We start from the raw sequence: 25,996 nt of genomic DNA on the forward strand, positions 1-25,996 counted from the left end.
CTTCAGGGGGCCGTGGTCACGCGCCTGGGGACTCCCGAGGAGCCTGCCGGGGCGACGGCTTGGCCGGGGCCGGGGCCGCCGGAGGCGTGGCCGGCGGGGCCGCTGACCTGGGCGGCGCGACGGGGGCGGCCGGGCGCGTCGCGGGGCTTCCGCTCGCCGGGCGCCGGGATCCGGGGCGCTCGGGGGCCGAGCTCCGGGGCGCCGCGTGGGGGCCCGGAGCCTGTGCCGCGTTCGCCTCCGTCCCCCGCACCTTCTCGGGCCCGCCGGCCGAGGGGTCGCCCAGCGCGGCCAGCGCCTCCTTCGCGAGCGGGGCCAGGAGCGGCGAGAACGCCGGGTTGATGCGCAGGGCCTCGCCGATGTGCCGGCGGGCGGGGCCGTCCAGCTCCAGCTCCCTTTCCACTTCCCCCCGGTGGTAGGCGATCAGCGCACTGCGTACGGTGCCCCCGTGCTCCGGGTCCGTCGCGCGCTTCGCGTACTTCAGCGCCTCCTTGTCGTCGCCCGCCTTGTGCAGCGCCCAGCCGAGCGCGTCCGCGGTCTGCACGCTCGGCGCCCGCTCCCAGTCGGCCCGCAGCCGGGTCACGGCCGCCCGCGGGTCCCCGTGGTCCGCCTCGAACCGGCCGAGGAGGAGCGAGTCGTCGACCCCGTTCGCCCCGTCCACGTCCACTCGCTTCCGCAGCAGGTCGTACTGTGCCTTCGCCGCGTCGCCGAACCTGATCGACTCGTACAACTCACCCAGTTCCAGGGCGTATTCGGGCCGCGGGCGCTTGGTGAGCACGCTCCGGTAGGCCTGGATCGCCTCCGTCGTACGGCCCAGCGACGTCAGGGCGCGGCCCTTCCCGGCGAGCGACGCGTCGTGGTCGGGGTCGGCCGCGAGGGCCTGGGTGAAGTAGTTCAGCGCCTCCGCGGGCTCGCCCCGCTCCCACGCGAGCTCACCCACCCGGTGCAGACACGCGGCCTGCTCGGAGGGCGTCGAGGCGAGCACCGCCGCGTCGGTCAGCGACGCGAGCGCGTCGTCACGCCAGCCGCGGTCCCGGTAGACCTGCCCCTTGCGTGCCATCACGGCCGCGCCCGAGCCCAGCTCCGTCAGCTTCGCCAGGGCCCGGTCCACGGCCTTGTAGTCCCCGAGCTGCCCGTAGGCGTCGATCAGCAGCGGATACGTCGTCCACCGCTTCGGCGCCAGCTTCAAAGACGCCTCGCCCCACTTCTTCGCGGCGCGGTAGTCGTGCCGCGCGTTGGCGAGCGCGGCGAGCCCGTTCAGGGCGTCCACGTTCCCGGCGGGCCGCGTCTTCAGCGAGGTCCGCAGGGCGCGCTCCGCCTTCGGGTAGTACGCCGAGTCGGCCGTTCGCAGCCCCCGCTCCACGTAGGCGGCCCCGAGCACCGCCCACGACCGGTCGTCACGCGGATGGGCCCGCAGATACGACTCGCGCCCCCTGATGAGAGCCGTCAGATCGGGCAGCGACGCGGCGGCCCCCTCGGCCGCCGCGATCACCGCGTGTCCGGCGGACCCCGGCGCGGGCGGCGTGGCGCGCCCCGGCGAGGAGGGCAGCACCCGCAGGATGCCGCCGAGCACCACGGACCCCGCGACGGTGCCGATCAGCACGCGCTTCACCAGTGGGGCCAGTCGGCGCCCCGGCTCGGGCCCAGTGGCCGAAGCCGGCCGTTCCGCTTCGATCTCCTCGATGTCCTCGGTCTTCATGGCGCACACTGTGCGTGAATACGAAGAGCACATCACGGCAACATCCCGGCACGTGAAGGCCGTCTCAGACGGGTTCACACCGATGGCCCCGAGTGCGACGCTGTGATCATGAGCCGCACACTCACCGAACGACTTCAGGAAGGCCTCCCGTCCGGGGCGGTCCTCACCGACCCCGACGTCACGGCCTCGTACGCCAACGACATGGCCAGCTTCTGCGACGCGGGCGCGCCCGCCGTCGTGGTGCTGCCCCGCACCGTCGAGCAGGTCCAGCACGTGATGCGCACGGCGACCGAGCTCCGCGTCCCGGTCGTCCCGCAGGGCGCCCGCACGGGCCTGTCCGGCGCGGCCAACGCGTCCGAGGGCTGCATCGTGCTGTCCCTGGTCAAGATGGACCGCATCCTGGAGATCAGCACCGTCGACAGGATCGCGGTCGTCGAGCCGGGCGTCATCAACGCCGCGCTCTCCCGCGCCGTCAACGAAAAGGGCCTCTACTACCCGCCGGACCCGTCCAGTTGGGAAATGTGCACCATCGGCGGGAACATCGGCACGGCATCGGGCGGCCTGTGCTGCGTGAAGTACGGGGTGACGGCGGAGTACGTCCTCGGGCTCGACGTGGTCCTCGCCGACGGCCGGCTCCTGTCCACGGGACGCCGCACCGCCAAGGGCGTCGCGGGCTACGACCTCACGCGTCTGTTCGTCGGCTCCGAGGGCAGCCTCGGCATCGTCGTGCGGGCCACGCTCGCGCTCAGGCCCGAGCCGCCGCAGCAACTGGTCCTGGCCGCCGAATTCGCCTCCACGGACGCCGCCTGCGACGCGGTCTGCAAGATCATGGAGGGCGGTCACGTCCCGTCACTGCTCGAACTCATGGACCGTACGACCGTGAAGGCCGTCAACGCGATGGCGAACATGGGGCTGCCCGAGACCACGGAGGCGCTGCTCCTCGCGGCCTTCGACACCCTCGACCCGGCCGCCGACCTCGCCGCCGTCGGCGCCCTGTGCGAAGCCGCGGGCGCGACCCAGGTCGTCCCCGCCGAGGACGCAGCGGAGTCCGAACTCCTGCTCCAGGCCCGGCGCCTCTCACTCACCGCGCTCGAAGCGGTCAAGGGCACGACGATGATCGACGACGTGTGCGTGCCGCGCTCGAGGCTCGCCGAGATGCTCAGTGGCGTCGAACGTATCGCCGAGAAGTACGACCTGACGATCGGCGTCTGCTGCCACGCGGGCGACGGCAACACGCACCCCACCGTCTGCTTCGACGCCCAGGACGCCGACGAGGGCCGGCGGGCCCGCGAGTCCTTCGACGAGATCATGGCGCTCGGTCTCGAACTCGGCGGGACCATCACCGGCGAACACGGTGTCGGCGTCCTCAAGAAGGAGTGGCTGGCGCGCGAACTCGGCCCGGTCGGCATCGAGATGCAGCGCGCCGTCAAGGCAGCCTTCGACCCGCTCGGCCTGCTCAACCCGGGCAAGCTCTTCTGACGCCCGCCACCCCTGGTTCGTTCCTCTGCTCGCATCCACCCCCGTGGGACGCACGCTCACTCACCGTCCTTCGACTCGTCCGAGGGCCACGGGTCGCGCAGCCACAGCTCGTCGGCGCGGCCCGGGGTGGGGGCGAGCAGCTCGGCGAGGCCGTCGTCGATGCCGAGCCGCTCGGACTCAGAGCCCGGAGGGACCACCCGCAGCGTCCGCTCCAGCCACGAGGACACGGCGGCGGCGGGCGCCTCCAGGAGCGCGTCGCCGTCCGGTGAACTCAGCGCCATGAGCACGACGCTGCGGCGGTCGACCTTCGTCGGCCACACGCGCACGTCCCCGTGCCCGCACGGCCGGAACACCCCCTCCACCAGCAGCTCGCGCGCGAACGTCCAGTCGACCGGGTTCTCGGAGCCGATGTGAAAGGCGATGTGGACGGCGTACGGATCGTCGGTCCGGTAGGTGAGCCGGGCAGGGACGGGGATGCTGCGCTCGGGCGACAGGACGAGCCTCAGCTCGAGTTCACGTTCCACCACGGTGTGCATGTCGTGCGTTTCCTCTCCTCGTACGGGTCGTGCGGGGGGCCCGCGAGAGCGGGCCCGTGCAAGGAGAGAGGGCGAAGGGCGCGGAGCATTACGCGAGTTCCGGAAAGTTTTTCCGGCGTCCCCGGAAAGTGGTCCGTACGGGCGGACCCGCCCGGGGGCGGGCGGTGGTCTGATAGATGTGGACCCCCAACAAAACCCCCGAGCAGATACGGGACGACGGACATGAGCGCCCCAACTCCGGCCCCCGGCGACGACAGGCCCCGCGACGGGTACTACCCCGACCCGTCCATTCCCGGATATGTCCGGTACTGGAACGGTGCCGCGTGGGTGCCCGGCACGAGCCGCCCGGCCCCGTCCGACGGCGAACCCCTCGCCGCCCCCGCCGGGGTGACCCCGGCCCCCGCCCCTTCCCCTTCCCCTTCGCCCTCTCCTTCGCCTCTGCCCGTCGAGGAGACCGGCCCGGTCTTCCTCGACGAGGAGCCGGAGCGGTACTCGGACGAGCCGGCCGCACCCGAACCCGCCACGGCATGGCAGGCGGACGCGTCCCACCAGACCGGCTTCGGCGGCGAGCAGGACCGCCGCGTGTCCTGGGGCGCCGACCCACGCGTGCCTGCTCCGCCGCAGGAGGAGCGCACGGACGGCGCGCTCACGGCCCGCCCCGCACAGCCGGAGCCCCCGACGCCGCCCACGGACGGGACCGTAACGTTCCGCCGCCCCACCCCGTCCGTGGACCGTCCCGAGGGCACGATGACGATGCGAGCGCTGTCAGCTCCGCAGGTGCCGGGGCAGCAGCTGCCTGCGGCGCAAGGGCCTGTGGCGCAGGGCCAGGGGCCGGCCTCCCAGGAGGCGGCCGGTCGGCACGCGCAGGGCCACCAGGGCCACCAGGGCCAGCAGGGTCAGCAGGTTGAGGGCCGTCAGGCCCAGCAGCCCGCGCCCCAACAGGCCAACTCCCAGCCCCTGCCCCATCAGGGCTTCGCCCCGCAGGGGCCGGCTCAGCAACCTCCAGCCCACCAGGCGCAGGCTCCACAAGCCGCCCCGCTCCAGCCCCACGCGCCCCAGGCCGGTCGCCCGGGTGCGGTCCCGCCGCAGGCCGCTGCCGCCTCCGCCACCCCCATGACCTCCGGGCCCGGCGGCGGTTCGCCGTCCTGGGCGCAGCAGGTGCACCAGCTCGCCCAACCCGGTCAGTCCGGACAGCTCGGCCAGTCCGCTCGGCCCGCCGCAGGCGAACCCGCGGAGCCGGAAGGCCCCGTCACGCCGTGGAAGCCCGTGGCCAGCGACCCGTTCCTGGCGGCAGCCCAGGCGCAGGCGTCGGCGCGGCCCGCCGGGCCCGGCAAGCGTCTCGCGGCGCGGCTCATCGACACGGTGGTGCTCGGCGCAATCACCGCGGTGGCGGCCGTCCCGCTCGGCACCAAGGCCGTCGACCACATCGACGGGAAGATCGACGCGGCGAAGGCGTCGGGCCGCCAGGCCACGGTCTGGCTGCTGGACGGCACGACCGGCGCCTACCTCGGCATCGTCCTCGCCGTCCTCCTCGTCGCCGGTGTCCTCTACGAGGCCCTGCCGACCGCCAAGTGGGGCCGCACCCTGGGCAAGAAGGTGTGCGGGCTCCAGGTGCGGGACATCGAGGAGCACGCGGCGCCGACGTTCGGCGCCGCGCTGCGGCGCTGGCTGGTGTACAGCGTGACGGGCCTGCTGGCCATCGGGGTCGTCGGCGTGCTGTGGTGCCTGTTCGACCGGCCCTGGCGCCAGTGCTGGCACGACAAGGCGGCCCGTACGTTCGTCGCGGGCTGACCCCGGCCGTCCCGCCCGGCCCCCGCACGGGCGAGCCGTCGTACCCCGGACGGCGGCTCGCCGGATGCGGAATCGGGGGGTTCGCGGTCGACTCGGGCCATGAGCACCGAACCGCCGCCCCCCGGCTCAGGCCAGCCCCCGGAAGACGACCCGTTCAGGAAGCCGCCGCCGTCCCAGAGCGGCGGTGGCTCACCGTACGACGGCCCGGGGAACGGCCCGGGGAACCCGTACGACTCCGCGCCGCCCCCGCCCGGCGGCACCCCGCCGCCCCCGTACGGCGGTGGTGGTGGAGAAGGAGGCCCCTACGGGGGTGATCCCTACGGGAGTGACCCGCTGGCCGGGATGCCGCCCCTGGCGGACAGCGGCAAGCGCGTGCTCGCGCGGATCATCGACATCATCCTGGTCAGCATCGTCGTGGGGCTGCTGTCCTGGGCGTTCGGGATCGCCGAGTACCAGACGAACCCCGACAAGATCGTGTACGGCAAGCAGTTCGGCCAGTCCGTCCTCGCCGCGGTCCTCTACATCGGCTACGACACGTTCATGACCGCGAGGACCGGCCAGACCCTGGGCAAGCGGTTGCTCAAGCTGCGCGTGGCGAACCTCAACGACGGGGCCACGCCCAGCGTCCAGACCAACCTGGTGCGCGCCGCGGTCCTGTGGCTGCCGGCGGTGTTCTGCTGCGCCTGCATCTGGACCGCGATCTGCGGCGGCTGGAGCTTCTTCGACAAGCCCTACAAGCAGGGCCTGCACGACAAGGCCGCGAAGACGGTGGTGGTCAGCACCGGCTGAGCAGGCGCGGGGCGGTGTTTCCGGCGGGTCCGTGGATCACGGGCCCGCCGGTCCGCGTGTGCCGGACGGCGCGACCTCGTACACGGACTCGGGGGCGGCCTGCTGGGCGGCCGCGGGCACGGTGGCCCGCTGCACCGGCACCCGCTCCTCCGTGACAACCCCGGCGCCGGCGGTCGCGGGTGCCGGCGCGGCGGCGGGCCGCGACTTCGGCAGGGGGACCGTCAGCGCCACGAGGAGACCGAGGCCGAGTGCGGCCAGGGCGATGACCGCGACGCCGAGGCCCGAACTCGTCTGCGACAACAGCAGCATGGCGAGTGTCGAGAAGATCACGGTCGCGGAACCGTAGGCGAGCTGTGCGGCAGTCGGACGCGGCATGGCGTTATCCGTCCTCGGGACAGCGGATGCTTGCTTCACTGGCGTATAGCAGGAGCCATTGGCAGCTGCATATGTAAGGGGTGCGGAGCCGGGTCGACTTGGCTGTGGCGCGCCGTCAAATGACTCTAATCCGACGCATGCCCGAGGAGAACGGGCGGTAAGCGTGACCTAACCCACGGTGCCGGTGCACGGGGGGCGCACGGAGTCACCGAGTCCACGAAGCGGACGGTTCGGCGCGCCCGTTGGGGGGAGGTCCGCGTCCGAATACCGGTGCCGCGCCACTGCATAGTGCACTTGGGTTGCCCCAGTCAAGGTCTGTTATTTCTCCTTCACCTCCGGTCAAATAGCGTCACTTGTGATACGTGGCTGATAGGCCACGGAGGAGGGGAACCATCAAGTGACCACCAAGAGACGGGCGTTGAGATCCGCCGCCGTGCTCGTGACGCTGGCCGCGACCGCGGCTGCCGGATCGGTCCTCGCGACGGGCGCCCAGGCCGACACCCCGGCCGTAGGAAGCTCCACGTCGCACGGCAAGACGTACGGGGGCAAGGGGCACGTCATCGGCGGCCCCTTCAGCCAGCAGATGGAGCAGCAGCGCAAGACGGCGCTGGAGCAGGTGCTCTCCGGGAAGTCCAAGGTCGTCAAGCGCGACGGCTCGCAGGTCGTGCAGCTCGGCAAGGACAAGTACGTCGAGCTGGGCCGGGAGCGAACCGACAAGATCTTCACGATCCTGACGGAGTTCGGCGACAAGGTCGACAACACGACGCTGGTCGACCGCGCCGACGACGACACGCCTGACCTGAAGCCCAAGTACGGGGGCACGCCGGGCCCGCTGCACAACCGGATAGCGGAGCCGGACCGTGCCAAGAACAACAGCACGGCCTGGCAGAAGGACTACAGCAGCAAGCACTTCCAGGACCTGTACTTCGGTTCGGGCAAGGGAGTCGACTCGCTGAAGACCTACTACGAGAAGACGTCGTCGGGCCGCTACTCGGTCGACGGCGAGGTCTCGGACTGGGTCAAGGTGCCTTACAACGAGGCCCGTTACGGCTCCAACTACTGCGGCGCCGACAACTGCCCGAATGTCGAGGACCTGGTCCGCGACGGCGTGACCGCGTGGGTCGAGGAGCAGAAGGCGGCCGGCAAGTCCGACGCCGACATCAAGACGGACCTCGCCCAGTACGACCAGTGGGACCGCACGGACCACGACAACGACGGCAACTTCAACGAGCCCGACGGTTACATCGACCACTTCCAGATCGTCCACGCGGGCGAGGACGGGTCGGCCGGCGGCGGCGCACAGGGCGGCGACTCCCTGTGGGCGCACCGCGGTTACGCCTACGGCCGCGACGACGGCGACACCGGCCCGACCGGCTTCAAGGCGGGCGGCACCCCGGTCGGCGACACCGGCATCTGGGTCGGCGACTACACGATGCAGCCGGAGAACGGCGGCCTCGGCGTCTTCGCCCACGAGTACGGTCACGACCTCGGCCTGCCCGACCTGTACGACACCACGTACAGCGGCGAGAACTCGGTCGGCTTCTGGTCTCTGATGTCGGCGGGCTCCTGGCTCGGCACCGGCAAGGACTCCATCGGCGACATGCCGGGCGACATGACCGCCTGGGACAAGCTGCAGCTCGGCTGGCTCAACTACGACAAGGCCAAGGCGGCGACCAAGTCGACGCACACGCTGGGTGTTTCGGAGTACAACACCAAGCGCAAGCAGGCCCTCGTCGTCGAGCTGCCCGAGAAGAAGAACGTCACCACCGAGATCGTGAAGCCCACCGAGGGCGCGAAGCAGTGGTGGTCGGACTACGGTGACGACCTCTCCAACACCCTTACGCGCCCGGTCGATCTGACCGGCAAGTCGAAGGCGGCCCTCGAACTCGACGGCTGGTACGACATCGAGAAGGACTACGACTACCTGTACACGCAGGTGTCCACGGACGACGGCGCCAGCTGGAAGACGATCGACGGCACCGCCGACGGCGTCACCATCCCGCGCGACGGCGGCGACAAGCCGGCCCTGACCGGCGTCTCCGGCAAGTTCCAGCACCTGGTGTTCCCGCTGGACGCCTACGCGAGCCAGAAGATCAGCGTCCGCTTCCGCTACAAGACGGACGGCGGCGCCGGCGGCATGGGCTTCACCGCCGACAACCTCACCGTCAAGGCGGACGGCCAGGCGCTGTTCACCGACAACGCCGAGGGCGACGACAACGGCTGGACCGCGCGCGGCTTCTCGCGCGTCGGCGCCTCCGTGACGGGCGACTTCCCGCAGTTCTACCTCGCGGAGAACCGCCAGTACGTCTCCTACGACAAGACCCTCAAGGTCGGCCCGTACAACTTCGGTTGGCGCGGCGGCGGTACGAAGAACGACTGGGTCGAGCACCTCGCGTACCGCCCCGGCCTGATGATCTGGCAGTGGGACACCTCGCAGCGCAACAACAACGTCGGCCAGCACCCCGGCAAGGGGCTGATCCTGCCGGTCGACTCCCACGCCAAGCCGCTCAAGTGGGCCGACGGCAAATACATCACCAACAAGCTCCAGCCGTACGACGCCGCGTTCAGCTGGTTCCCGAACCGGGGCTTCTCGCTGCACAAGCTCGGCGTCGAGACCAAGATCCCGGCACAGCTGGGCGTCCCGGTCTTCGACGACCACAAGGGCACGTACTGGTACAAGGAGAACGCCACCGGCAGTGTCCAGACAACTGACACCAACACCCGGATCTCGATCGTCGGGCAGCCGCTCGACGGCTCGTCGATCACGGTGAAGGTGGGCCCCTCGGCGAAGTAGTCCACATCGCCGCAGGTCAGAACATGATCGGCCGTCGCCCTCTAGCGGGCGGCGGCCGATCGTGTTTAGGTGCGTCCTGTGGGTTTCTTATTGACACTACGTCTCACGGGGGTGTGACAGTCATGTCCGCAGGAGGGTTCTGCAAGCTGCCGAACGGCACCGTGGTGGTGGCGCTGACCGTGCCCAGCCCTACGCCGGACGACGGCGCGGTACGGGTCCTGGTACATGCGGCGAACCGCGCCCGCGCCCTGACCCGGCTGCGCAACCTGGGCCTGCGGGCGATCTACCTGAGGGGCAACGCGGAGCCCCCCACACCGGACGAGATCACGGCGGTCCTGCACCACCCCGACGGCCTCCTCTGGCGAGCCGCCCCCCACTGCACGGCAGGCGAGCTCTGGCACCCGATCAGAGCCCTCCTGAGACCGAGACAGCCCGGCCGGGCCGGCTACTCCAGCTCGGCCTCCACCCCGGCACCCAGCCCTTCGGGCGTTTGAGAAGCGGCCTCCACCATCCAGCCCCTCCGGCGTTTGAGGAGCGTGGCCCGGGGCAACTCCCCGGGACTTTCGGGAAGGGGCGGGCCGGGGGAGAAAAGCTTCAGACGACAGGCTTGCCGCTGAGCTCGACCCCGGCTCCCCGCATCTCGTCCAGCGCCGCCGCAGTGGTCCCCGCAGCGACCCCCGCCGTCAGGTCAAGCAACACCTGAGCCCGAAACCCCTCCCGCACCGCATCCAGCGCGGTGGCGCGAACGCAGTGATCCGTGGCGATCCCGACCACGTCCACATCGGTGATCCCCCGGGCCCGGAGCCAGTCCGCCAAGGACACCCCGTTCTCGTCGAGCCCTTCGAACCCGCTGTAGGCGGCCGCGTACGCCCCCTTGTCGAACACCGCGTCGATCGCCCCGGACGCGACGACCGGCGCGAAGTTCGGGTGGAACCCGACCCCCTCCGTGCCCGCCACGCAGTGCGCCGGCCAGGAGTGGACGTAGTCCGGGGACTCGGAGAAGTGGTCACCGGGCGCGATGTGGTGATCGCGGGTGGCCACGACGTGCCGGTACCCCGCGGGCGCCTGCCCGATCAGCTCGGTGACGGCCGCGGCCACATCGGCCCCGCCCGCCACCGCGAGGCTGCCGCCCTCACAGAAGTCGTTCTGCACATCTACGACGATCAAGGCGCGGCGCATAGCAGGTGTCCTTCGGCTGGGAGACTTCGAGCGTAGAGACTTGAAGTGCGTTGCGGGAGGGGGCGTTTGAGTGTTATGCGGGCGCGTCCACCAGATACTCCGTAGGGATCACGGCTTCCCCGCGCGAGAGCTGCGTCGCCGAGAGCGGCAGCCCGCCGAGCGCCTCGATGTGCCGCTCGCGTGCCGCGTCCAGCGGCTCGCGCGCGACCACCGTGCCGCCCTTGACCAGCTCGACCAGAAGCTGCCGGTCGACGAGCTCGGCCGGAACGGGACCCGTGCCGATCACCTCGGCCTCGGCGGCACCCTGGTCGTCGAGCCGCCGTGCGGCCCACTTGCGCCCGCCCACGGACGTCTTCGCGCCCATGGACTTCTTTGCCACGGGCAGCAGCGGCGCCTTCGGGTCTGCGGACTCGGCGCGCGCGACGAGCTTGTAGACCATGGAGCACGTCGGGTGCCCCGAGCCGGTGACCAGCTGCGTTCCCACGCCGTACGCGTCGACGGGCGCGGCGGCGAGCGAGGCGATGGCGTATTCGTCGAGGTCCGACGTGACGACGATCTTCGTCTCGGTGGCGCCGAGTTCGTCGAGCTGCCCGCGCACGCGGTGCGCGACGAGCAGCAGGTCCCCGGAGTCGATGCGCACGGCGCCGAGCCCGGGCCCGGCGATCTCCACGGCGAGGCGCACGGCCTCCGTGACGTCGTACGTGTCCACGAGCAGGGTCGTGCCCTCGCCGAGGGAGTCGACCTGGGCGCGGAACGCGTCGCGCTCGGTGTCGTGCAGCAGCGTGAAGGCGTGCGCGGACGTGCCGACCGTCGGGATCCCGTACCGGAAGCCGGCCGCGAGGTCCGAGGTGGTGGCGAAGCCGCCCACGTACGCGGCGCGGGACGCGGCGACGGCGGCCAGCTCGTGCGTGCGGCGCGCGCCCATCTCGATCAGCGGCCGGCCGGCCGCGGCGGAGGCCATGCGGGAGGCGGCGGCGGCGATCGCCGAGTCGTGGTTGAGGATGGAGAGGATCACCGTCTCAAGGAGGACGCAGTCCGCGAAGGAGCCCTCGACCCGCAGGACGGGGGAGCCGGGGAAGTACACCTCGCCCTCGGGGTAGCCCCAGATGTCGCCGCTGAAGCGGTAGGCGGCCAGCCGTTCGAGGGTCGGCTCGTCGATGATGCCGCGCTCGCGCAGGAAGCCCAGTTCGCGGGCGTCGAACCGGAAGTTCTCGACGGCGTCCAGCACCCGGCCGGTGCCTGCCACGACGCCGTAGCGGCGGCCGTCGGGCAGCCTGCGCGTGAAGACCTCGAAGACCGAGCGCCGGTCGGCCGTGCCCGCCTTGAGCGCGGCCTGGAGCATCGTGAGCTCGTAGTGATCGGTGAAGAGCGCTGTCGACGGAACATCCACCGGCAGGCCAAGGTCCGCTGTGTTCATAGCCGGGATGCTACCCCCAATTAGCGTCAGTGTGACGATTTCCGTGGCCCATTTGTGCGGTCGCCGCCCCCTAGTGGCAGCATGGGCTGTGTGACGGCTCCTGCACCCCTAGAGATCGAACGAACCGAGTCGGCGGAGGAGACCTTCGCCGTGCCCGAGCCGGACGTTCCCTGGATCACGCTCGTACACAACGACCCGGTCAACCTCATGAGTTACGTGACGTATGTCTTCCAGACGTACTTCGGGTACTCGAAGGACAAGGCCACCAAGCTGATGCTCGACGTGCATCAGAAGGGCCGTGCGGTCGTCTCCAGCGGGTCCCGCGAGGAGATGGAACGCGACGTTCAGGCCATGCACGGCTACGGTCTGTGGGCCACCCTTCAGCAGGACCGCAAGTAGCGCACGCAAGCAGCGACGGAGTAGCGACGCACCTGATGCCAGGACACTTCGAACCGATTCCCGGCGGCGGCGCTGCCGTCGCGCTCGACGAGGTCGAGATCTCGATCATCCGCTCCCTGGCGGTCCAGCTCCTGGAGCTGATCGGCCCCGGGCCCGGCGGGGACGCGTCCGGCGACCCGCTCGCCGAGCTCTTCGCGGAGGGCCCGAGCGAGCCGCCGTCCGACCCGGTGCTCCAGCGCCTCTTCCCCGACGCCTACGGCGGCCCGGGGGGCGAGGAGGCGACGGTGGACAAGGCGGACGAACAGCGCGCGCACTCCGCCGAGTTCAGGCGCTTCACCGAGAACGACCTGCGGGCCGGCAAGCGCGAGGACGCGCTCGCGGTGGTCCGCTCGCTGGACGCGCTGGCGTCCCCCGGTGAGGGGGGAGCGGTCCTCAAGCTCTCGCCCGAGGAGTCCGTGCGCTGGATGCGCGCGCTCAACGATCTGCGCCTCGCGATCGGCACCCGCCTCGACATCACCGACGAGGAGGACTCGGATCTCCTCTACCGGCTCCCCGACGAGGACCCGCGCAAGCCGATGGTGATGGCCTACCTGTGGCTGGGCGGCCTCCAGGAGACTCTGGTCGAAACCCTTATGCCCTGATCTGTCGGGACATATCGAGCGGACTCCAAGAGTCCGTATGTAAGCGCGTTCGCTCAGCGGTTGCTCAATTCCGGATAACGATCCTGTCACTTGAGCGGTCGCGTATGCCATACGAGGGGCTTTTTGTCCGGTTTTTCCAGTGGTGTGTGCCACACGTGGCTTTCTCGATCAGTGTTGCCGCCGTGATAAATCTTCACGACCGCCCGACGGACGCCACCCCTGTCCCGTCGGGTGCGCCCCGACCGGCAGACCGCCGGTAGGCACAGCTCCATCCATCCAGGGGCCCAGAACCCCGAGGATCGTCACAGTCGATCCGAGCCACAGCGGCACGGATCGGCATGGAGAAAGGCGCAACACCATGACCTCAGTGCAGGTCGGCAAGCAACACGACGGCAATGAGGCCGTGCAGGCCCCCGGCGAGTCCGGTGAGGGCGAGGGTTACCAGCGCGGTCTCGGTGCCCGGCAGATCCAGATGATCGCCATCGGCGGCGCCATCGGGACAGGCCTCTTCCTCGGCGCGGGCAAGGGCATCTCGAAGGCGGGCCCCAGCCTGATCCTCGCGTACGCCATCGCGGGCCTCGTCATCTTCTTCATCATGCGGGCGCTCGGCGAGCTCCTCATGTACCGACCCGTCTCGGGCTCCTTCTCGGAGTACGCGCGTGAGTTCATCGGCCCGTTCGCGGGCTTCGTGACCGGCTGGACGTACTGGCTCTTCTGGGTCGTCACCGGCATCACCGAGGTCACCGCGGCCGCCCAGTACATGAAGTACTGGACCCACGACAGCGTTCCGCAATGGCTCACCGCGCTCGTCTTCACCCTCATCCTCTACGCCGTGAACCTGATCTCCGTGAAGCTCTTCGGTGAGCTGGAGTTCTGGTTCTCGATGGTGAAGGTCACCGCGATCGTCGGCATGATCCTCATCTGCGCCGGCATCCTCACGGTCGGCTTCTCCGACGCGGGCGACACCGCCTCCGTCACGCACCTGTGGTCCGACGGCGGCTTCTTCCCGAACGGCATCGGCTCCACCCTCATGACCCTCCAGATGGTCATGTTCGCCTTCCTGGCCGTCGAGCTCGTCGGCGTCACCGCGGGCGAGTCCAAGGACCCGAAGACCGTCCTGCCCAAGGCCATCAACACCGTGCCGTGGCGCATCGCCGTCTTCTACGTCGGCGCACTGATCATGATCCTCTCGGTCGTGCCGTGGACGAGCTTCCAGCCGGGCGTCTCCCCGTTCGTCGCCGCCTTCGAGAAGATGGGCCTCGGCGTCGGCGCCGCGATCGTCAACTTCGTCGTCCTGACCGCGGCCCTGTCGTCCTGCAACTCCGGCATGTACTCCACCGGCCGCATGCTGCGTGACCTCGCGCTCAACGGCCAGGGCCCGAAGCTCTTCACCAAGCTCACCAAGAGCGGCACGCCCCTCATCGGCACGACGGTCTCCGCCGCGATGATGCTGGTCGGCGTCTGGATCAACTACCAGTGGCCCGGTGAGGCGTTCAACTACGTCGTCTCCTTCGCCACCATCTCCGGCATGTGGGCCTGGATCGTCATCCTGATCTGCCAGATCCGCTACCGCATCAAGGCCGACCGCGGCGAGCTGCCCCAGTCCTCCTTCAAGGCTCCCGGCGGCATCATCCCCAGCATCCTGTCGCTCGCCTTCATCGCCATGGTGATCGTGTTCATGGGCATCGACAAGGACGCCCGCGTCTCGCTCTACTGCGCGCCGCTGTGGGCCGTCATCCTCGGCATCTCGTACGTCGTCCTGCGCAGCCGCAACCCGCAGAGCGCGGCGTTCGCGAAGCGCAAGCAGCCGGAGCAGTCCAAGCAGCCCAAGTAGTTCAAGCAGTCCAGTAGTCCGGGGCGCCCCCCCCGCGTCTCAGCATCCGGGCCCTCCCGTACCGCACTCCGGTACGGGAGGGCCCGTCTGCTTATCCTGAGCCCCATGCTGACCCTGACCCAGGCCCTCCACGACCAGATCGTCGCCCACGCGCGCGCCGACCACCCCGACGAGGCGTGCGGCGTCGTCGCGGGACCGGTGGGCACCGGCCGGCCCGAGCGCTTCGTCCCGATGCTCAACGCCGCCCGCTCGCCCACGTTCTACGAGTTCGACTCGGGCGACCTGCTGAAGCTGTACCGCGAGATGGACGACCGGGACGAGGAGCCCGTGATCATCTACCACTCGCACACCGCGACCGAGGCCCATCCCTCCCGCACCGACATCACGTACGCGAACGAGCCGGGCGCCCACTACGTCCTCGTCTCCACCGCGGACACCGACGACGCGGGACCCTTCCAGTTCCGCTCGTTCCGTATCGTCGAGGGCGTCGTGACCGAGGAAGAGGTCGAGGTCACCCCGTAACCCGGCCTCCCCAATCCCGTACCTGCCCCAGCCGCGTATCAGCCATCGGACGGATATCGACCACATGGTGAGATCACACTCCGGGATCCCGGACGGGAATCGATACGATGACCCCATGGTTCTTCACGACGTGAGCGACAAGACGCCGGGCATGCTGCTCGTGGCGCGCCTTCACGTCGACCTGTGCCGCCTCGCCAGCGCCATCTGTCCGAACCCCTGACGCGTCCCCCGCACTGCTTCGCAGGCTCCGGGACCGCTGCGGCGGACTCCGTCCGCCGGTCCGACGTGTCGTGGGCACCGCTGTTCAGCGCACGCCAAAGCCCTTCCGTACCCTCCCCTGCTACTGGAGTCCAGCCATGGCCATCGAGGTCCGCATCCCGACCATCCTCCGCACCTACACCGACGGCCAGAAGGCCGTCGAGGGCAGCGGGGACACGCTCGCCGAGCTCTTCGCCGACCTCGAGACCCGCCACACGGGCATCCAGGCGCGCATCGTCGACGGCGAGCAGCTGCGCCGCTTCGTGAACGTCTACCTGAACGACGAGGACGTCCGCTTCCTGGACGGCATCACCACCAAGCTCGCCGACGGCGACAACGTCACGATCCTGCCGGCCGTGGCCGGCGGCATGGCCTGATCGGGATGCGGTACGACTCCCCGCTCGCCGCGGTCGGCAACACGCCTCTTGTGCGGCTGCCGCGGCTCTCGCCGTCCGAGGACGTACGGATCTGGGCGAAGCTCGAGGACCGCAACCCGACCGGCTCGGTCAAGGACCGCCCCGCGCTCCACATGGTCGAGCAGGCCGAGAAGGACGGCCGGCTCACCCCCGGCTGCACCATCCTCGAGCCGACCTCGGGCAACACCGGCATCTCCCTCGCCATGGCGGCCCGCCTCAAGGGCTACCGCATGGTGTGCGTCATGCCGGAGAACACCTCCCAGGAGCGCAGGGACCTGCTCGCGATGTGGGGCGCCGAGATCATCCCTTCGCCCGCGGCGGGCGGCTCCAACACCGCCGTCCGCATGGCCAAGGAACTGAGCGCGCAGCACCCGGACTGGGTGATGCTCTACCAGTACGGCAACCCGGACAACGCGGGCGCCCACTACGCGACGACCGGCCCCGAGATCCTCGCCGACCTGCCGTCCGTCACCCACTTCGTCGCGGGTCTCGGCACGACGGGCACCCTCATGGGCGTCGGCCGCTACCTGCGCGAACACAAGCCGGACGTCAAGATCGTCGCCGCGGAGCCGCGCTACGACGACCTGGTCTACGGGCTGCGCAACCTCGACGAGGGTTTCGTGCCCGAGCTGTACGACGCCTCCGTCCTGACCACCCGCTTCTCGGTGGGCTCCGCGGACGCGGTGACCCGCACCCGTGAACTCCTCCAGCAGGAGGGCATCTTCGCGGGCGTCTCCACCGGAGCGGCCCTGCACGCGGCGATCGGCGTCGGCCGCAAGGCGGTTGCGGCCGGGGAGTCCGCCGACATCGTCTTCGTGGTCGCCGACGGCGGCTGGAAGTACCTGTCGACCGGCGTCTACACGGCGGCCACGACGGAAGAAGCGATCGAGACGCTGCACGGCCAGCTCTGGGCGTGAGCGCGAATCGTCGAAGCGGGGGCCGGGCCGGCAGCAATGCGGCCCGGCCCCCGCTCTCACGTCAGCCCCCGTTCACGTAAGCCGGCCGCCGTCACCGCGCCAGATACCGGACCTGATCCCACACCACCGGATCCAGCACCCCGGCCCTGCGCCGGAAGTCCCCCTCGGGAACCTCACGGAGCTCATCCGTCTCCAGGAAGCTCGGTCTGCCCTGCGCGTCACCGACCGACCCGGGCGGCAGCGCGATCACCCCGGCCCGCTCGTCGTGATACTTGCTGGTGATCTTCGCGACGCGTACCCGCCGCCGGTGCACGGCCAGCACGAGGCACGGCCTGTCCTTGCCGCCAGGCCCGTCCTCGTACGGCACCTGCGCCCACCAGATCTCGCCCGGCTGCGGCCGCGTGCCGCGAGCGCGCGGTCCCCGCGGCGGGCGGGTCCGGCCGCCGGGCCGGCGACGGTGCCCGCGCCCCCACCCGTCGACGAGCGTCGCGACGAGGGCGAGCAGCAGCACCGCGGCGAGCGCGAGCCACCATGACGTGTCCATACGGACGACGGTACCGGTGGCACCCGCGCGACGTCGCACCCGACGCACGCCCCCCGAACCGGTGACAGCACAGGTGAGTTCTCCCACAACAGCCCACGACTGAGGAGCGACCGGCCCTTTTGCGCCTTACGCTCGACGGACCGCTCGACCCCTCTTCCTTCTGCTCCCATCCCGCTCTCTGACTGCCAGCGCGGAGGTTCCGGCTCTTATGAAGCTCACCGTCGTCGGCTGCTCGGGGTCGTTCCCGTCCGCGGATTCGGCCTGCTCGAGCTACCTCGTCGAGGCCGACGGCTTCCGGCTGCTACTCGACATGGGCAACGGCGCCCTGGGCGAGCTGCAGCGCCACTGCGGTCTCTACGACCTCGACGCGATCTTCCTCAGCCATCTGCACGCCGACCACTGCATCGACATGTGCGGCTACTTCGTGGCGCGCTACTACCGCCACGACGGCGGCCGCTGCGCCCCGATACCGGTCTACGGCCCCGAGGGCACGGAACAGCGCCTGACCACGGCGTACGCGGACACCCCCTCCGCCTCCTCGATGAGCGAGGTGTTCGACTTCCACACCGTGAAGCCGGGCTGGCACGAGATCGGCCCGTTCACCGTGCGCACGGAGAAGGTGTGCCACCCTGTCGAGGCGTACGGCATCCGGGTCGAGCACGGCGGCAGGTCGCTCACGTACTCCGGCGACACGGGCGCGTGCGTCGCGCTCGAGGAACTCGCCGCGGGCAGCGACCTGTTCCTGTGCGAGGCGGCGTTCACGCACGGCAAGGAAAACATCCCCGACCTCCATCTCAACGGCCGCGAGGCGGGTGAGTCCGCGACCCGGGCCGGTGCCCGCCGCCTCGTCCTCACCCACATTCCGCCGTGGACGGACCCGCAGGTCAACCTCGCGGACGCCCGCGCCGTGTACACCGGACCGACCGAACTGGCCGCGCCCGGGCGGGTGTACGAGATCTGAGCCCGGCATGACGAAGGCCCCCGGAACCGAATCGGTTCCGGGGGCCTTCGCCGTGGTGCGGAGGGCTACTTGCTCTCGGCCTTGAGGATCTCGGCCAGTTCCTCGTCGGACTCACGGCCCGGCGTAGGAATGTTGAACTTGGTGATCGCGAACCGGAAGATCACGTAGTAGACCACCGCGAAGCAGAGGCCGACCAGCGCGAGACCCCACGGGTTGGTCGCGATGCCGAGGTTGAGGAAGTAGTCGACCGCGCCGGCGGAGAAGCCGAAGCCGTCCTTCATGCCGAGCCCCCAGGTCAGCGCCATCGAGACACCGGTGAGCACCGCGTGGATCGCGTAGAGGGCCGGGGCGATGAACATGAACGTGAACTCGATCGGCTCGGTCACACCGGTGACGAACGCGGTGGCGGCGAGCGAGAACATCATGCCGCCGACGACCTTGCGGCGCTCGGGGCGGGCGCAGTGGACGATCGCGAGGCAGGCGGCCGGGAGGGCGAACATCATGATCGGGAAGAAGCCGGTCATGAACTGCCCGGCGCTCGGGTCGCCCTGGAGGAAGCGCGCGATGTCGCCGCTCTTGCCCTCGTACGTACCGGCCTGGAACCACGGGAACGAGTTGAGGAGGTGGTGCATGCCGATCGGGATCAGCGCACGGTTGGCGACACCGAAGATGCCGGCGCCGACCGCGCCCGAGCCGACCAGCCACTCACCGAAGTTGTGCAGACCGGCGCCGAGCACGGGCCAGATGAGACCGAAGACGATGCCGATGACCAGGCCCGCGAAGGCGGAGAGGATCGGGACGAGGCGGCGGCCGCCGAAGAAGCCCGCCCAGTCGGGCAGCTTGGTCCGGTAGAACTTCTGGTAGAGCAGGGCCACGACGACGCCCATGACCACACCGCCGAGCACACCGGCGTTGACCGGCGCCTCGTTCATGACGATCTTGCCGTCGACGACGGCGGCGACCTTCGGCAGGTTGCTGTCCGTGAAGGTGGCGAGCACCTTCTGGAAGACCAGGTAGCCGGTGACGGCCGCGAGCGCGGTGGAGCCGTCGGACTTCTTGGCGAAGCCGATGGCGATGCCGACGCAGAACAGCAGCGGCATGTTGTCGAGCAGCGCACCGCCGCCGGCCGACATGTACGACGCCAGCTTGGTGATGAAGGTGGGGAACGAGTCCTTGCCGAGCATGTCGGGCTGCCCGAACCGGACCAGGAGCGCGGCGGCGGGCAGCACCGCGACCGGCAGCATGAGGCTGCGGCCGATGCGCTGCATGACAGCCATCGCGCCCGCGCCCTTCTTCTTGGCGGCCGCGGGGGCGGCACTGGCCGTGGTCACAACATCCTCCAGTAGGCAAGGCGCCGCCCGGGGGACAGGTGGGGACGGCGGCGTCTCGGAAACCCGGCCCTGCGGCCGCGTGGTCTACACCACTCAGTGGTGTAGACCTGTTGTAGCACGGTGAAGGTCGTATAAGGAACCCGCTCCTTTCCGGGATCCTTGTGTGCTCAGTCATATGCGGCAGCGCGGAACAAAACCCCCGGACCAGGAGGTCCGGGGGTCTTGTGGTGCGGAGGGGGAATGGGAGGTCAGGCCTTCGTGACGTCCTCGACCTGGTCCTCGGGCTCGCGGCCCGGCGTCTTCAGGTTGAACTTGGTGATCGCGAACCTGAAGATCGCGTAGTAGACCACCCCGAAGGCCAGCCCGATCGGGATGATCAGCCATGGCTTGGTCGCCAGGCTCCAGTTGATGACGTAGTCGATCAGCCCCGCCGAGAAACTGAAGCCGTCGTGCACACCGAGCGCCCACGTCACCGCCATCGATACGCCGGTGAGGACCGCGTGGATCGCGTAGAGCACCGGCGCCACGAAGAGGAACGAGTACTCGATCGGCTCGGTGATGCCGGTGACGAACGAGGTCAGGGCGACCGACAGCATCAGGCCGCCGACCACCTTGCGGCGCTCCGGGCGCGCGCAGTGCGTCATCGCCAGGCACGCGGCCGGCAGCGCGAACATCATGATGGGGAAGAAGCCCGAGGTGAACTGGCCCGCGTTCGGGTCGCCCGCCAGGAACATGTTGATGTCACCGTGCACCTCGGTGCCGTCCGGCTTCGTGTACGTGCCGAACTGGAACCAGATGGGCACGTTCAGGAACTGGTGCAGGCCGATCACCAGCAGCGCGCGGTTGGCGACTCCGAAGATGCCCGCGCCGAGCCAGTCCAGACCCACGAGCCAGTCGCTGAAGCTCTCCAGGGCGTCACCGATCGGCGGCCAGATCCACAGGCAGATCGCGGCGACGGCGATGGCGACGAAGGCCATGATGATCGGGACGAGACGGCGGCCGTTGAAGAAGCCGAGCCAGTCGACCAGCTTGGTGCGGTGGAAGCGCTGCCAGAAGAAGGCGGCTAGCAGGCCCATGACGATGCCGCCGAAGACGCCCGGATTCTGGTAACCGAACGGCACCACCGTGCCGTCCGGCCCTGCGCAGCCGGTGACGACCGCTTTCGCGCCGGGTCCGCAGTCCACGGGGAACTGGTGCAGCACGTTGTAGTAGACGAGGAAGCCGACGACCGCCGCGAGCGCCGTCGAACCGTCCGACTTCTTGGCCATGCCGATCGCCACACCGATGCAGAACAGCAGCGGAAGACCGAGCGCGCCGTCGAGCAGGGCGCCACCGGCGCCGACCATCACCTTGGAGACATCGGTCCACCCCAGGCCCTCGTCGCCGAAGACGTCCGGCTGACCGAGCCGGTTGAGGATGCCTGCCGCGGGCAGCACGGCGATGGGGAGCTGGAGGCTGCGGCCCATCTTCTGCAGACCCTGGAAGAGGTTGCTCCACGGGCTCGGTTTGTAGACGGCCGCGCTGTCGGCGCTCATGGGCGTCCTCCCGGAACAAGCCGCTGTGGCAGTACGTTTGGCGGTCGTGGGAAACTGGTGTAGACCAGTTGCGGGACGGGTCGGCCGGCGCCGGCCCGTGAGGGCATGACGCCGTGATCGCCATCATTCGTCACGGGCTGCATGACCGCTCGTGAAGATGGTCCAACCGTGGGTTACCGTGACAAAGCGGGCCCATGGCGGGCCAAGAGAGAAGTCAGGGAGAACCACATGGCCACCAAGGCTGAGAAGATCGTCGCCGGGCTCGGCGGGCTCGACAACATCGAAGAGGTCGAGGGCTGCATCACCCGCCTGCGCACCGAGGTCATCGACCCCAGCAAGGTCGACGAAGCCGCCCTGAAGGCCGCCGGCGCCCACGGAGTCGTCAAGATGGGCACCGCCATCCAGGTCGTCATCGGCACCGACGCCGACCCCATCGCAGCCGACATCGAAGACATGATGTGAGCCCCCGGCAACCCGCCTAGGTGCCACGACGAAGGCCCCGCACCGGACACCCGGACCGGGGCCTTCGGCGTTTTCGCTAGGCTCCCTCCCATGTCTCGTATCGACGGCCGCACCCCCGAACAGCTCCGCCCCATCACCATCGAACGCGGGTGGAGCAAGCACGCAGAAGGCTCCGTCCTCGTCTCCTTCGGCGACACCAAGGTCTTCTGCACCGCCTCCGTCACCGAAGGAGTCCCCCGCTGGCGCAAGGGCAGCGGTGAAGGCTGGGTCACCGCCGAGTACTCGATGCTCCCGCGCGCCACCAACACCCGCGGCGACCGCGAATCCGTCCGCGGCAAGATCGGCGGCCGCACCCACGAGATCAGCCGCCTCATCGGCCGCTCGCTGCGTGCCGTCATCGACTACAAGGCCCTCGGCGAGAACACCATCGTCCTCGACTGCGACGTCCTCCAGGCCGATGGAGGCACCCGCACCGCCGCCATCACCGGCGCCTACGTCGCCCTCGCCGACGCCATCACCTGGGCCCAGGGCAAGAAGCTCATCAAGGCCGGCCGCCAGCCCCTCACCGGCACCGTCTCCGCCGTCTCCGTCGGCATCGTCGGCGGCATCCCCCTCCTCGACCTCTGCTACGAGGAAGACGTACGCGCCGACACCGACATGAACGTCGTCTGCACCGGCGACGGCCGCTTCGTCGAGGTCCAGGGCACCGCCGAGGCCGAGCCGTTCGCCCGCGACGAACTCAACTCCCTTCTCGACCTTGCCGTTTCCGGCTGCGCCGACCTCGCCACCGCCCAGCGCGCGGCACTCGAGGCCGCCCTGGAAAGGTAAAGAGCACGCCAAGTAGGGTGGCAACCCGAAAGACGTCAACTGCGTCACTACGGACGGGCGCACGGCATCACGCCGTGCGCCCGTCCGCACACAAGGGGAGGACCGTTCCATGGCCGCGCGCCCGCGACACCGTCGCCGCATCGCCGTACTCGCCGCCACCGCGGCACTCATCGCCCTACCGGCCGCCGCCGGCTGCGGCGCGCTCGACAAGGCGCTCGACTGCGTCCAGACCGCCGACTCCATCGCCGACAGCGTCAGCGACCTCAAGCAGGCCGTCGAGAGCGCGACGAACGACCCCGCGCAGGCCGACAAGGCGCTCGACTCCATCGACAGGAACCTCGACAAGATCGGCGACAAGACCGACAACGCCGACGTCTCCAAGGCCGTCGACGACCTCAACACCGCCGTGGGCAACGTCCGTACGGCCATCAAGAACGGCGACGAAACCCCCGACATCACCCCCGTCACCGACGCCGCCGGCGAACTGACCAAGGTCTGCACGCCGTAACAACGGCACGAACGCCGGCGCGATACTGGTCCCCATGACCCGCCTCATCCTCGCCACCCGCAACGCCGGCAAGATCACCGAGCTCAGGGCGATCCTCGCCGACGCAGGCCTGCCCCACGACCTCGTCGGCGCGGACGCCTACCCCGACATCCCCGACGTCAGGGAAACCGGCGTCACCTTCGCCGAGAACGCCCTCCTCAAGGCCCACGCCCTGGCCCAGGCCACCGGCCTGCCCGCCGTCGCCGACGACTCGGGCCTGTGCGTCGACGTACTCGGCGGGGCGCCCGGCATCTTCTCCGCCCGCTGGGCCGGCCGCCACGGCGACGACAAGGCCAACCTCGACCTCCTCCTCGCCCAGCTCGGCGACATCGACGACGACGTCCACCGGGGGGCCCACTTCGCGTGTGCCGCCGCGCTCGCCCTGCCGGACGGCACGGAGCGGGTGGTGGAGGGTCAGTTGCGGGGCGTCCTACGCCACGCCCCCGCGGGCTCGAACGGCTTCGGCTACGACCCGATCCTGCAGCCGGTTGGCGAGACGCGCACCTGCGCCGAGCTCACCCCGGACGAGAAGAACGCGATCTCCCACCGGGGCAAGGCATTTCGGGCGCTGGTGCCGGTGGTGCGGGAGTTGTTGGGCTGACCGCGAGGCTGCGCGAAAGGGGCACCCCGGCGTGGGGTGCCCCTTCGGCTGCGTGCAGTGCGGTTGGAGGGACTCGAACCCTCACGGGATTTCTCCCACGGGCTCCTAAGGCCCGGGCGTCTGCCAATTCCGCCACAACCGCTATAAACCGGACATTCTGTCTGGCTGGTGAATCGCGCCTGGCTAGTCTACGGGCAACTGGCTTGGCCGCTGATGGTGCGGCCGGTGACGAGGTGGCGCCTTATTGCGTGCTGCGGCTCCAAGTTTTCGTCAACGCGTGGCAGTTCGGGCACAGGTACCGGGATCGGCTTCCCTTGCCATTCGGAACGGCCGCACTCGGTGCACTGTTTCGGGACGCCGAGCCGCAGCAACTCCCGGCGGAGACGCTTTCCCGGGACTCGCCCGTCGTCTGGAGACCGTAGTGTCAGCGGATTCCCGAGCCGCCTCCTCCAGCAGCTCCCGCGTGTACCGCTTCTCGCCCGTGTGTACCCCTCCCGTATGACTGTCCGCTCGTCGCCTCGTACGGCTGACGAACCGAAAATCGGACCGCCACGCACGAAATGCGGAACGGTCCGATCCGGGTCGGCGAGACGGGGCGAGGTCAGAACCTCGGCGCCCGGGCCTGGGACTCCACCAGTTCCGCCGCTTCCTCCTGTGTCTCCACCGACGGCGGGGAGCCCGCCAGGGGCTGTTGGGCCGTTTCCTTCATGCAGGCCACCGCGATGACGCCGACCAGGGCCGCCGCCATGGCGTAGTACGCGGGCATCATGTCCGAGCCTGTGACGCTGATCAGGGCCGTGATGACCAGCGGGGTCGTGCCGCCGAAGAGGGATGCCGAGAGGTTGTAGCCCACGGAGAGCGAGCCGTAGCGGACCTGGGTGGGGAAGAGGGCCGGGAGCGCCGCCGACATCGTGCCGAGCATGCAGACCAGGGACAGGCCCAGGAGCAGCATGCCGAGCGAGACCGCCCACAGGGCGCCGTTCTTGACCAGCAGGAACGACGGGATGGAGAGGAAGAAGAAGCCCAGCATCCCGGCCATGAGGAGCGGTTTGCGGCCGAAGCGGTCGGAGAGTCTGCCGACCTGGGTGATGACCAGCATGAGGACGATCATCGTGGCGATGAGGATGAGCAGTCCGTGGGACTCCTTGTAGCCCATCTCGTCGGACAGGTACGTCGGCATGTACGACAGGAGCATGTAGTCGGTGATGTTGTAGGCGCCGACCAGGCAGATGCACAGGATCAGCGTCGGCCAGTAGTCGCGGAAGATCTTGGCCAGGTCGCCCTTCGCGGTGGTCTCGACGTTCGACGCGGCGTCCGAGGCCCGGTGCGAGGACTCGTCCTCCAGTTTCTGGAAGGCGGGCGTCTCGTCGAGGCGCAGCCGCAGATAGAGGCCGACGAGGCCGATCGGGCCGGCGACCAGGAACGGGACGCGCCAGCCCCAGGACTCCATGCCTCCGCTGCCGAGGAGGGTGGTGAGGATGGTGACCAGGCCCGCCGCGCCGACGTAGCCGGCGAGGGTGCCGAACTCCAGGAAGCTGCCGAAGAATCCGCGGCGTTTGTCGGGCGCGTACTCGGCGATGAACGTCGAGGCGCCGCCGTACTCGCCGCCCGTGGAGAAGCCCTGGACGAGGCGGAAGAAGATCAGCAGGACGGGTGCCCAGAAGCCGATGGTGGCGTACGAGGGGATCAGTCCGATGGCGAACGTGCCGATCGCCATAAGGATCATCGTCGTCGCGAGGACCTTCTTGCGGCCGATCTTGTCACCCATGGGGCCGAACACCATGCCGCCGATGGGCCGCACCAGGAACGAGACGGCGAAGGTCGCGAAGGAGGAGATCAGCTGGACCGTCGCGTTCCCGGAGGGGAAGAAGACGTGGCCGATGGTGACGGCGAGGTAGCTGTAGATGCCGAAGTCGAACCACTCCATGGCATTGCCGAGCGAGGCCGCCTTGACCGCCCGCTTCACCGCCGCCTCGTCGGTGACGGTGATGTCCGTGCGCCGCAGAGGCGGATTCTTCCGGCGTTTCACCGCGCGGAAGAGGGTCCGGTGGCGTTTGACCGCCGCGGGGTCGGCGGCGGACCCGGTCTGCTCTGGGTCGATGACGCCCGACATGGAGTGATCCCTTCTGTGGACGCGAAGTTCC

Annotated in this window: 26 protein-coding genes and 1 tRNA gene; 17 read left to right on the top strand and 10 right to left on the bottom strand. The window is 69.7% G+C overall.

What is annotated here, in order from left to right; translation table 11 throughout:
- Positions 1 to 16 precede the first annotated feature (16 nt).
- Positions 17 to 1,696: a tetratricopeptide repeat protein gene (locus CG723_RS15335; RefSeq protein WP_100593961.1), complete on the bottom strand. Its 1,680-nt coding sequence runs from the start codon at positions 1,694 to 1,696 to the stop codon at positions 17 to 19.
- A gap of 108 nt (positions 1,697 to 1,804) precedes the next feature.
- Between CG723_RS15335 and CG723_RS15340 the strand changes: the two genes are divergently transcribed.
- On the top strand, positions 1,805 to 3,175 hold the full coding sequence (locus CG723_RS15340) for an FAD-binding oxidoreductase (protein ID WP_100594294.1): 1,371 nt from the start codon (positions 1,805 to 1,807) through the stop codon (positions 3,173 to 3,175).
- 56 nt (positions 3,176 to 3,231) lie between these two features.
- On the opposite strand, the gene CG723_RS15345 is transcribed toward CG723_RS15340, so the two are convergent.
- The gene (locus CG723_RS15345) at positions 3,232 to 3,711 is read right to left on the bottom strand and encodes an SsgA family sporulation/cell division regulator (protein ID WP_100593962.1); all 480 of its coding nucleotides are present in this window, start codon (positions 3,709 to 3,711) and stop codon (positions 3,232 to 3,234) included.
- Between the two features lie 222 nt (positions 3,712 to 3,933).
- Between CG723_RS15345 and CG723_RS15350 the strand changes: the two genes are divergently transcribed.
- Positions 3,934 to 5,502 (top strand): RDD family protein, encoded by a 1,569-nt coding sequence (locus CG723_RS15350; protein WP_100593963.1) that lies wholly within the window; start codon positions 3,934 to 3,936, stop codon positions 5,500 to 5,502.
- Between the two features lie 99 nt (positions 5,503 to 5,601).
- A complete protein-coding gene (locus CG723_RS15355) occupies positions 5,602 to 6,291 on the top strand; it encodes an RDD family protein (protein WP_100593964.1) in 690 nt (229 codons plus the stop codon).
- A gap of 36 nt (positions 6,292 to 6,327) precedes the next feature.
- Here CG723_RS15355 and CG723_RS15360 read toward each other — a convergent pair whose 3' ends face one another.
- Positions 6,328 to 6,666, bottom strand: coding sequence for a hypothetical protein (locus CG723_RS15360; RefSeq protein ID WP_100593965.1), 339 nt, complete (start codon positions 6,664 to 6,666; stop codon positions 6,328 to 6,330).
- 397 nt (positions 6,667 to 7,063) lie between these two features.
- On the opposite strand from CG723_RS15360, the gene CG723_RS15365 reads away from it, so the two are divergent.
- Both CG723_RS15365 and CG723_RS15370 read left to right on the top strand, forming a co-directional pair.
- Positions 7,064 to 9,460: an immune inhibitor A domain-containing protein gene (locus tag CG723_RS15365; RefSeq protein ID WP_100593966.1), complete on the top strand. Its 2,397-nt coding sequence runs from the start codon at positions 7,064 to 7,066 to the stop codon at positions 9,458 to 9,460.
- Between the two features lie 122 nt (positions 9,461 to 9,582).
- Positions 9,583 to 9,954 carry a hypothetical protein gene (locus CG723_RS15370; protein ID WP_100593967.1) on the top strand — a complete coding sequence of 124 codons (372 nt, stop codon included), beginning with the start codon at positions 9,583 to 9,585 and terminating at the stop codon, positions 9,952 to 9,954.
- Positions 9,955 to 10,054: 100 nt separating this feature from the next.
- Here CG723_RS15370 and CG723_RS15375 read toward each other — a convergent pair whose 3' ends face one another.
- Together CG723_RS15375 and CG723_RS15380 are read right to left on the bottom strand one after the other, a co-directional pair.
- Entirely contained in the window at positions 10,055 to 10,639 is a 585-nt protein-coding gene (locus tag CG723_RS15375) for an isochorismatase family protein (protein WP_100593968.1), read from the bottom strand.
- A gap of 73 nt (positions 10,640 to 10,712) precedes the next feature.
- Positions 10,713 to 12,056: a nicotinate phosphoribosyltransferase gene (locus CG723_RS15380; RefSeq protein WP_100593969.1), complete on the bottom strand. Its 1,344-nt coding sequence runs from the start codon at positions 12,054 to 12,056 to the stop codon at positions 10,713 to 10,715.
- A gap of 81 nt (positions 12,057 to 12,137) precedes the next feature.
- Here CG723_RS15380 and clpS point away from each other — a divergent pair, with 81 nt between their 5' ends.
- From clpS to CG723_RS15415, 7 genes are all read left to right on the top strand, one after another.
- Complete coding sequence (gene clpS, locus CG723_RS15385; RefSeq protein WP_100593970.1) at positions 12,138 to 12,455, top strand: ATP-dependent Clp protease adapter ClpS; 318 nt, start codon at positions 12,138 to 12,140, stop codon at positions 12,453 to 12,455.
- A 35-nt stretch (positions 12,456 to 12,490) separates the two neighbouring features.
- The gene (locus CG723_RS15390) at positions 12,491 to 13,096 is read left to right on the top strand and encodes a DUF2017 domain-containing protein (RefSeq protein WP_100593971.1); all 606 of its coding nucleotides are present in this window, start codon (positions 12,491 to 12,493) and stop codon (positions 13,094 to 13,096) included.
- Positions 13,097 to 13,454: 358 nt separating this feature from the next.
- A complete protein-coding gene (locus CG723_RS15395) occupies positions 13,455 to 14,930 on the top strand; it encodes an amino acid permease (RefSeq protein ID WP_100593972.1) in 1,476 nt (491 codons plus the stop codon).
- Positions 14,931 to 15,035: 105 nt separating this feature from the next.
- The gene (locus CG723_RS15400; RefSeq protein ID WP_100593973.1) at positions 15,036 to 15,452 is read left to right on the top strand and encodes a Mov34/MPN/PAD-1 family protein; all 417 of its coding nucleotides are present in this window, start codon (positions 15,036 to 15,038) and stop codon (positions 15,450 to 15,452) included.
- Positions 15,453 to 15,567: 115 nt separating this feature from the next.
- Complete coding sequence (locus CG723_RS48945) at positions 15,568 to 15,672, top strand: putative leader peptide (protein WP_324903250.1); 105 nt, start codon at positions 15,568 to 15,570, stop codon at positions 15,670 to 15,672.
- A gap of 136 nt (positions 15,673 to 15,808) precedes the next feature.
- Positions 15,809 to 16,087, top strand: a complete 279-nt coding sequence (locus CG723_RS15410; protein WP_100593974.1) for a MoaD/ThiS family protein — start codon at positions 15,809 to 15,811, stop codon at positions 16,085 to 16,087.
- A 5-nt stretch (positions 16,088 to 16,092) separates the two neighbouring features.
- Positions 16,093 to 17,043: a PLP-dependent cysteine synthase family protein gene (locus tag CG723_RS15415; RefSeq protein WP_100593975.1), complete on the top strand. Its 951-nt coding sequence runs from the start codon at positions 16,093 to 16,095 to the stop codon at positions 17,041 to 17,043.
- Between the two features lie 91 nt (positions 17,044 to 17,134).
- Here the strand turns inward: CG723_RS15415 and CG723_RS15420 are convergent, their stop codons facing one another.
- The gene (locus tag CG723_RS15420; protein WP_100593976.1) at positions 17,135 to 17,587 is read right to left on the bottom strand and encodes a type II toxin-antitoxin system PemK/MazF family toxin; all 453 of its coding nucleotides are present in this window, start codon (positions 17,585 to 17,587) and stop codon (positions 17,135 to 17,137) included.
- A gap of 208 nt (positions 17,588 to 17,795) precedes the next feature.
- On the opposite strand from CG723_RS15420, the gene CG723_RS15425 reads away from it, so the two are divergent.
- A complete protein-coding gene (locus CG723_RS15425; protein WP_100593977.1) occupies positions 17,796 to 18,548 on the top strand; it encodes an MBL fold metallo-hydrolase in 753 nt (250 codons plus the stop codon).
- Positions 18,549 to 18,613: 65 nt separating this feature from the next.
- Here the strand turns inward: CG723_RS15425 and CG723_RS15430 are convergent, their stop codons facing one another.
- Positions 18,614 to 19,879, bottom strand: a complete 1,266-nt coding sequence (locus tag CG723_RS15430; RefSeq protein ID WP_100593978.1) for a PTS transporter subunit EIIC — start codon at positions 19,877 to 19,879, stop codon at positions 18,614 to 18,616.
- A 248-nt stretch (positions 19,880 to 20,127) separates the two neighbouring features.
- Complete coding sequence (locus CG723_RS15435; RefSeq protein ID WP_100593979.1) at positions 20,128 to 21,414, bottom strand: PTS transporter subunit EIIC; 1,287 nt, start codon at positions 21,412 to 21,414, stop codon at positions 20,128 to 20,130.
- A 141-nt stretch (positions 21,415 to 21,555) separates the two neighbouring features.
- On the opposite strand from CG723_RS15435, the gene CG723_RS15440 reads away from it, so the two are divergent.
- From CG723_RS15440 to rdgB, 4 genes are all read left to right on the top strand, one after another.
- Positions 21,556 to 21,876, top strand: coding sequence for a PTS glucose/sucrose transporter subunit IIB (locus tag CG723_RS15440; RefSeq protein ID WP_264484677.1), 321 nt, complete (start codon positions 21,556 to 21,558; stop codon positions 21,874 to 21,876).
- Positions 21,877 to 21,966: 90 nt separating this feature from the next.
- Entirely contained in the window at positions 21,967 to 22,704 is a 738-nt protein-coding gene (rph, locus tag CG723_RS15445; RefSeq protein ID WP_100593981.1) for a ribonuclease PH, read from the top strand.
- A gap of 109 nt (positions 22,705 to 22,813) precedes the next feature.
- Entirely contained in the window at positions 22,814 to 23,212 is a 399-nt protein-coding gene (locus CG723_RS15450; RefSeq protein ID WP_100593982.1) for a hypothetical protein, read from the top strand.
- Positions 23,213 to 23,246: 34 nt separating this feature from the next.
- Complete coding sequence (rdgB, locus tag CG723_RS15455) at positions 23,247 to 23,852, top strand: RdgB/HAM1 family non-canonical purine NTP pyrophosphatase (protein ID WP_100593983.1); 606 nt, start codon at positions 23,247 to 23,249, stop codon at positions 23,850 to 23,852.
- A 58-nt stretch (positions 23,853 to 23,910) separates the two neighbouring features.
- Here rdgB and CG723_RS15460 read toward each other — a convergent pair.
- Together CG723_RS15460 and proP are read right to left on the bottom strand one after the other, a co-directional pair.
- Positions 23,911 to 23,994: transfer RNA gene (locus CG723_RS15460), tRNA-Leu, on the bottom strand.
- A gap of 459 nt (positions 23,995 to 24,453) precedes the next feature.
- Positions 24,454 to 25,965 carry a glycine betaine/L-proline transporter ProP gene (gene proP / locus CG723_RS15465; RefSeq protein ID WP_100593984.1) on the bottom strand — a complete coding sequence of 504 codons (1,512 nt, stop codon included), beginning with the start codon at positions 25,963 to 25,965 and terminating at the stop codon, positions 24,454 to 24,456.
- Positions 25,966 to 25,996: the final 31 nt, after the last annotated feature.

The sequence above is a fragment of the Streptomyces sp. CB01635 genome, from assembly GCF_002803065.1.
Taxonomy (GTDB): Bacteria; Actinomycetota; Actinomycetes; order Streptomycetales; family Streptomycetaceae; genus Streptomyces.

Bases quoted from the DNA above. Each gene is read 5' to 3' on its own strand.
- CG723_RS15335 (WP_100593961.1), bottom strand. From the start codon at position 1,696: ATGAAGACCGAGGACATCGAGGAGATCGAAGCGGAACGGCCGGCTTCG.
- CG723_RS15340 (WP_100594294.1), top strand. From the start codon at position 1,805: ATGAGCCGCACACTCACCGAACGACTTCAGGAAGGCCTCCCGTCCGGG.
- CG723_RS15345 (WP_100593962.1), bottom strand. From the start codon at position 3,711: ATGCACACCGTGGTGGAACGTGAACTCGAGCTGAGGCTCGTCCTGTCG.
- CG723_RS15350 (WP_100593963.1), top strand. From the start codon at position 3,934: ATGAGCGCCCCAACTCCGGCCCCCGGCGACGACAGGCCCCGCGACGGG.
- CG723_RS15355 (WP_100593964.1), top strand. From the start codon at position 5,602: ATGAGCACCGAACCGCCGCCCCCCGGCTCAGGCCAGCCCCCGGAAGAC.
- CG723_RS15360 (WP_100593965.1), bottom strand. From the start codon at position 6,666: ATGCCGCGTCCGACTGCCGCACAGCTCGCCTACGGTTCCGCGACCGTG.
- CG723_RS15370 (WP_100593967.1), top strand. From the start codon at position 9,583: ATGTCCGCAGGAGGGTTCTGCAAGCTGCCGAACGGCACCGTGGTGGTG.
- CG723_RS15375 (WP_100593968.1), bottom strand. From the start codon at position 10,639: ATGCGCCGCGCCTTGATCGTCGTAGATGTGCAGAACGACTTCTGTGAG.
- CG723_RS15380 (WP_100593969.1), bottom strand. From the start codon at position 12,056: ATGAACACAGCGGACCTTGGCCTGCCGGTGGATGTTCCGTCGACAGCG.
- clpS (WP_100593970.1), top strand. From the start codon at position 12,138: ATGGGCTGTGTGACGGCTCCTGCACCCCTAGAGATCGAACGAACCGAG.
- CG723_RS15390 (WP_100593971.1), top strand. From the start codon at position 12,491: ATGCCAGGACACTTCGAACCGATTCCCGGCGGCGGCGCTGCCGTCGCG.
- CG723_RS15395 (WP_100593972.1), top strand. From the start codon at position 13,455: ATGACCTCAGTGCAGGTCGGCAAGCAACACGACGGCAATGAGGCCGTG.
- CG723_RS15400 (WP_100593973.1), top strand. From the start codon at position 15,036: ATGCTGACCCTGACCCAGGCCCTCCACGACCAGATCGTCGCCCACGCG.
- CG723_RS48945 (WP_324903250.1), top strand. From the start codon at position 15,568: ATGGTTCTTCACGACGTGAGCGACAAGACGCCGGGCATGCTGCTCGTG.
- CG723_RS15410 (WP_100593974.1), top strand. From the start codon at position 15,809: ATGGCCATCGAGGTCCGCATCCCGACCATCCTCCGCACCTACACCGAC.
- CG723_RS15415 (WP_100593975.1), top strand. From the start codon at position 16,093: ATGCGGTACGACTCCCCGCTCGCCGCGGTCGGCAACACGCCTCTTGTG.
- CG723_RS15420 (WP_100593976.1), bottom strand. From the start codon at position 17,587: ATGGACACGTCATGGTGGCTCGCGCTCGCCGCGGTGCTGCTGCTCGCC.
- CG723_RS15425 (WP_100593977.1), top strand. From the start codon at position 17,796: ATGAAGCTCACCGTCGTCGGCTGCTCGGGGTCGTTCCCGTCCGCGGAT.
- CG723_RS15435 (WP_100593979.1), bottom strand. From the start codon at position 21,414: ATGAGCGCCGACAGCGCGGCCGTCTACAAACCGAGCCCGTGGAGCAAC.
- CG723_RS15440 (WP_264484677.1), top strand. From the start codon at position 21,556: ATGACCGCTCGTGAAGATGGTCCAACCGTGGGTTACCGTGACAAAGCG.
- rph (WP_100593981.1), top strand. From the start codon at position 21,967: ATGTCTCGTATCGACGGCCGCACCCCCGAACAGCTCCGCCCCATCACC.
- CG723_RS15450 (WP_100593982.1), top strand. From the start codon at position 22,814: ATGGCCGCGCGCCCGCGACACCGTCGCCGCATCGCCGTACTCGCCGCC.
- rdgB (WP_100593983.1), top strand. From the start codon at position 23,247: ATGACCCGCCTCATCCTCGCCACCCGCAACGCCGGCAAGATCACCGAG.
- proP (WP_100593984.1), bottom strand. From the start codon at position 25,965: ATGTCGGGCGTCATCGACCCAGAGCAGACCGGGTCCGCCGCCGACCCC.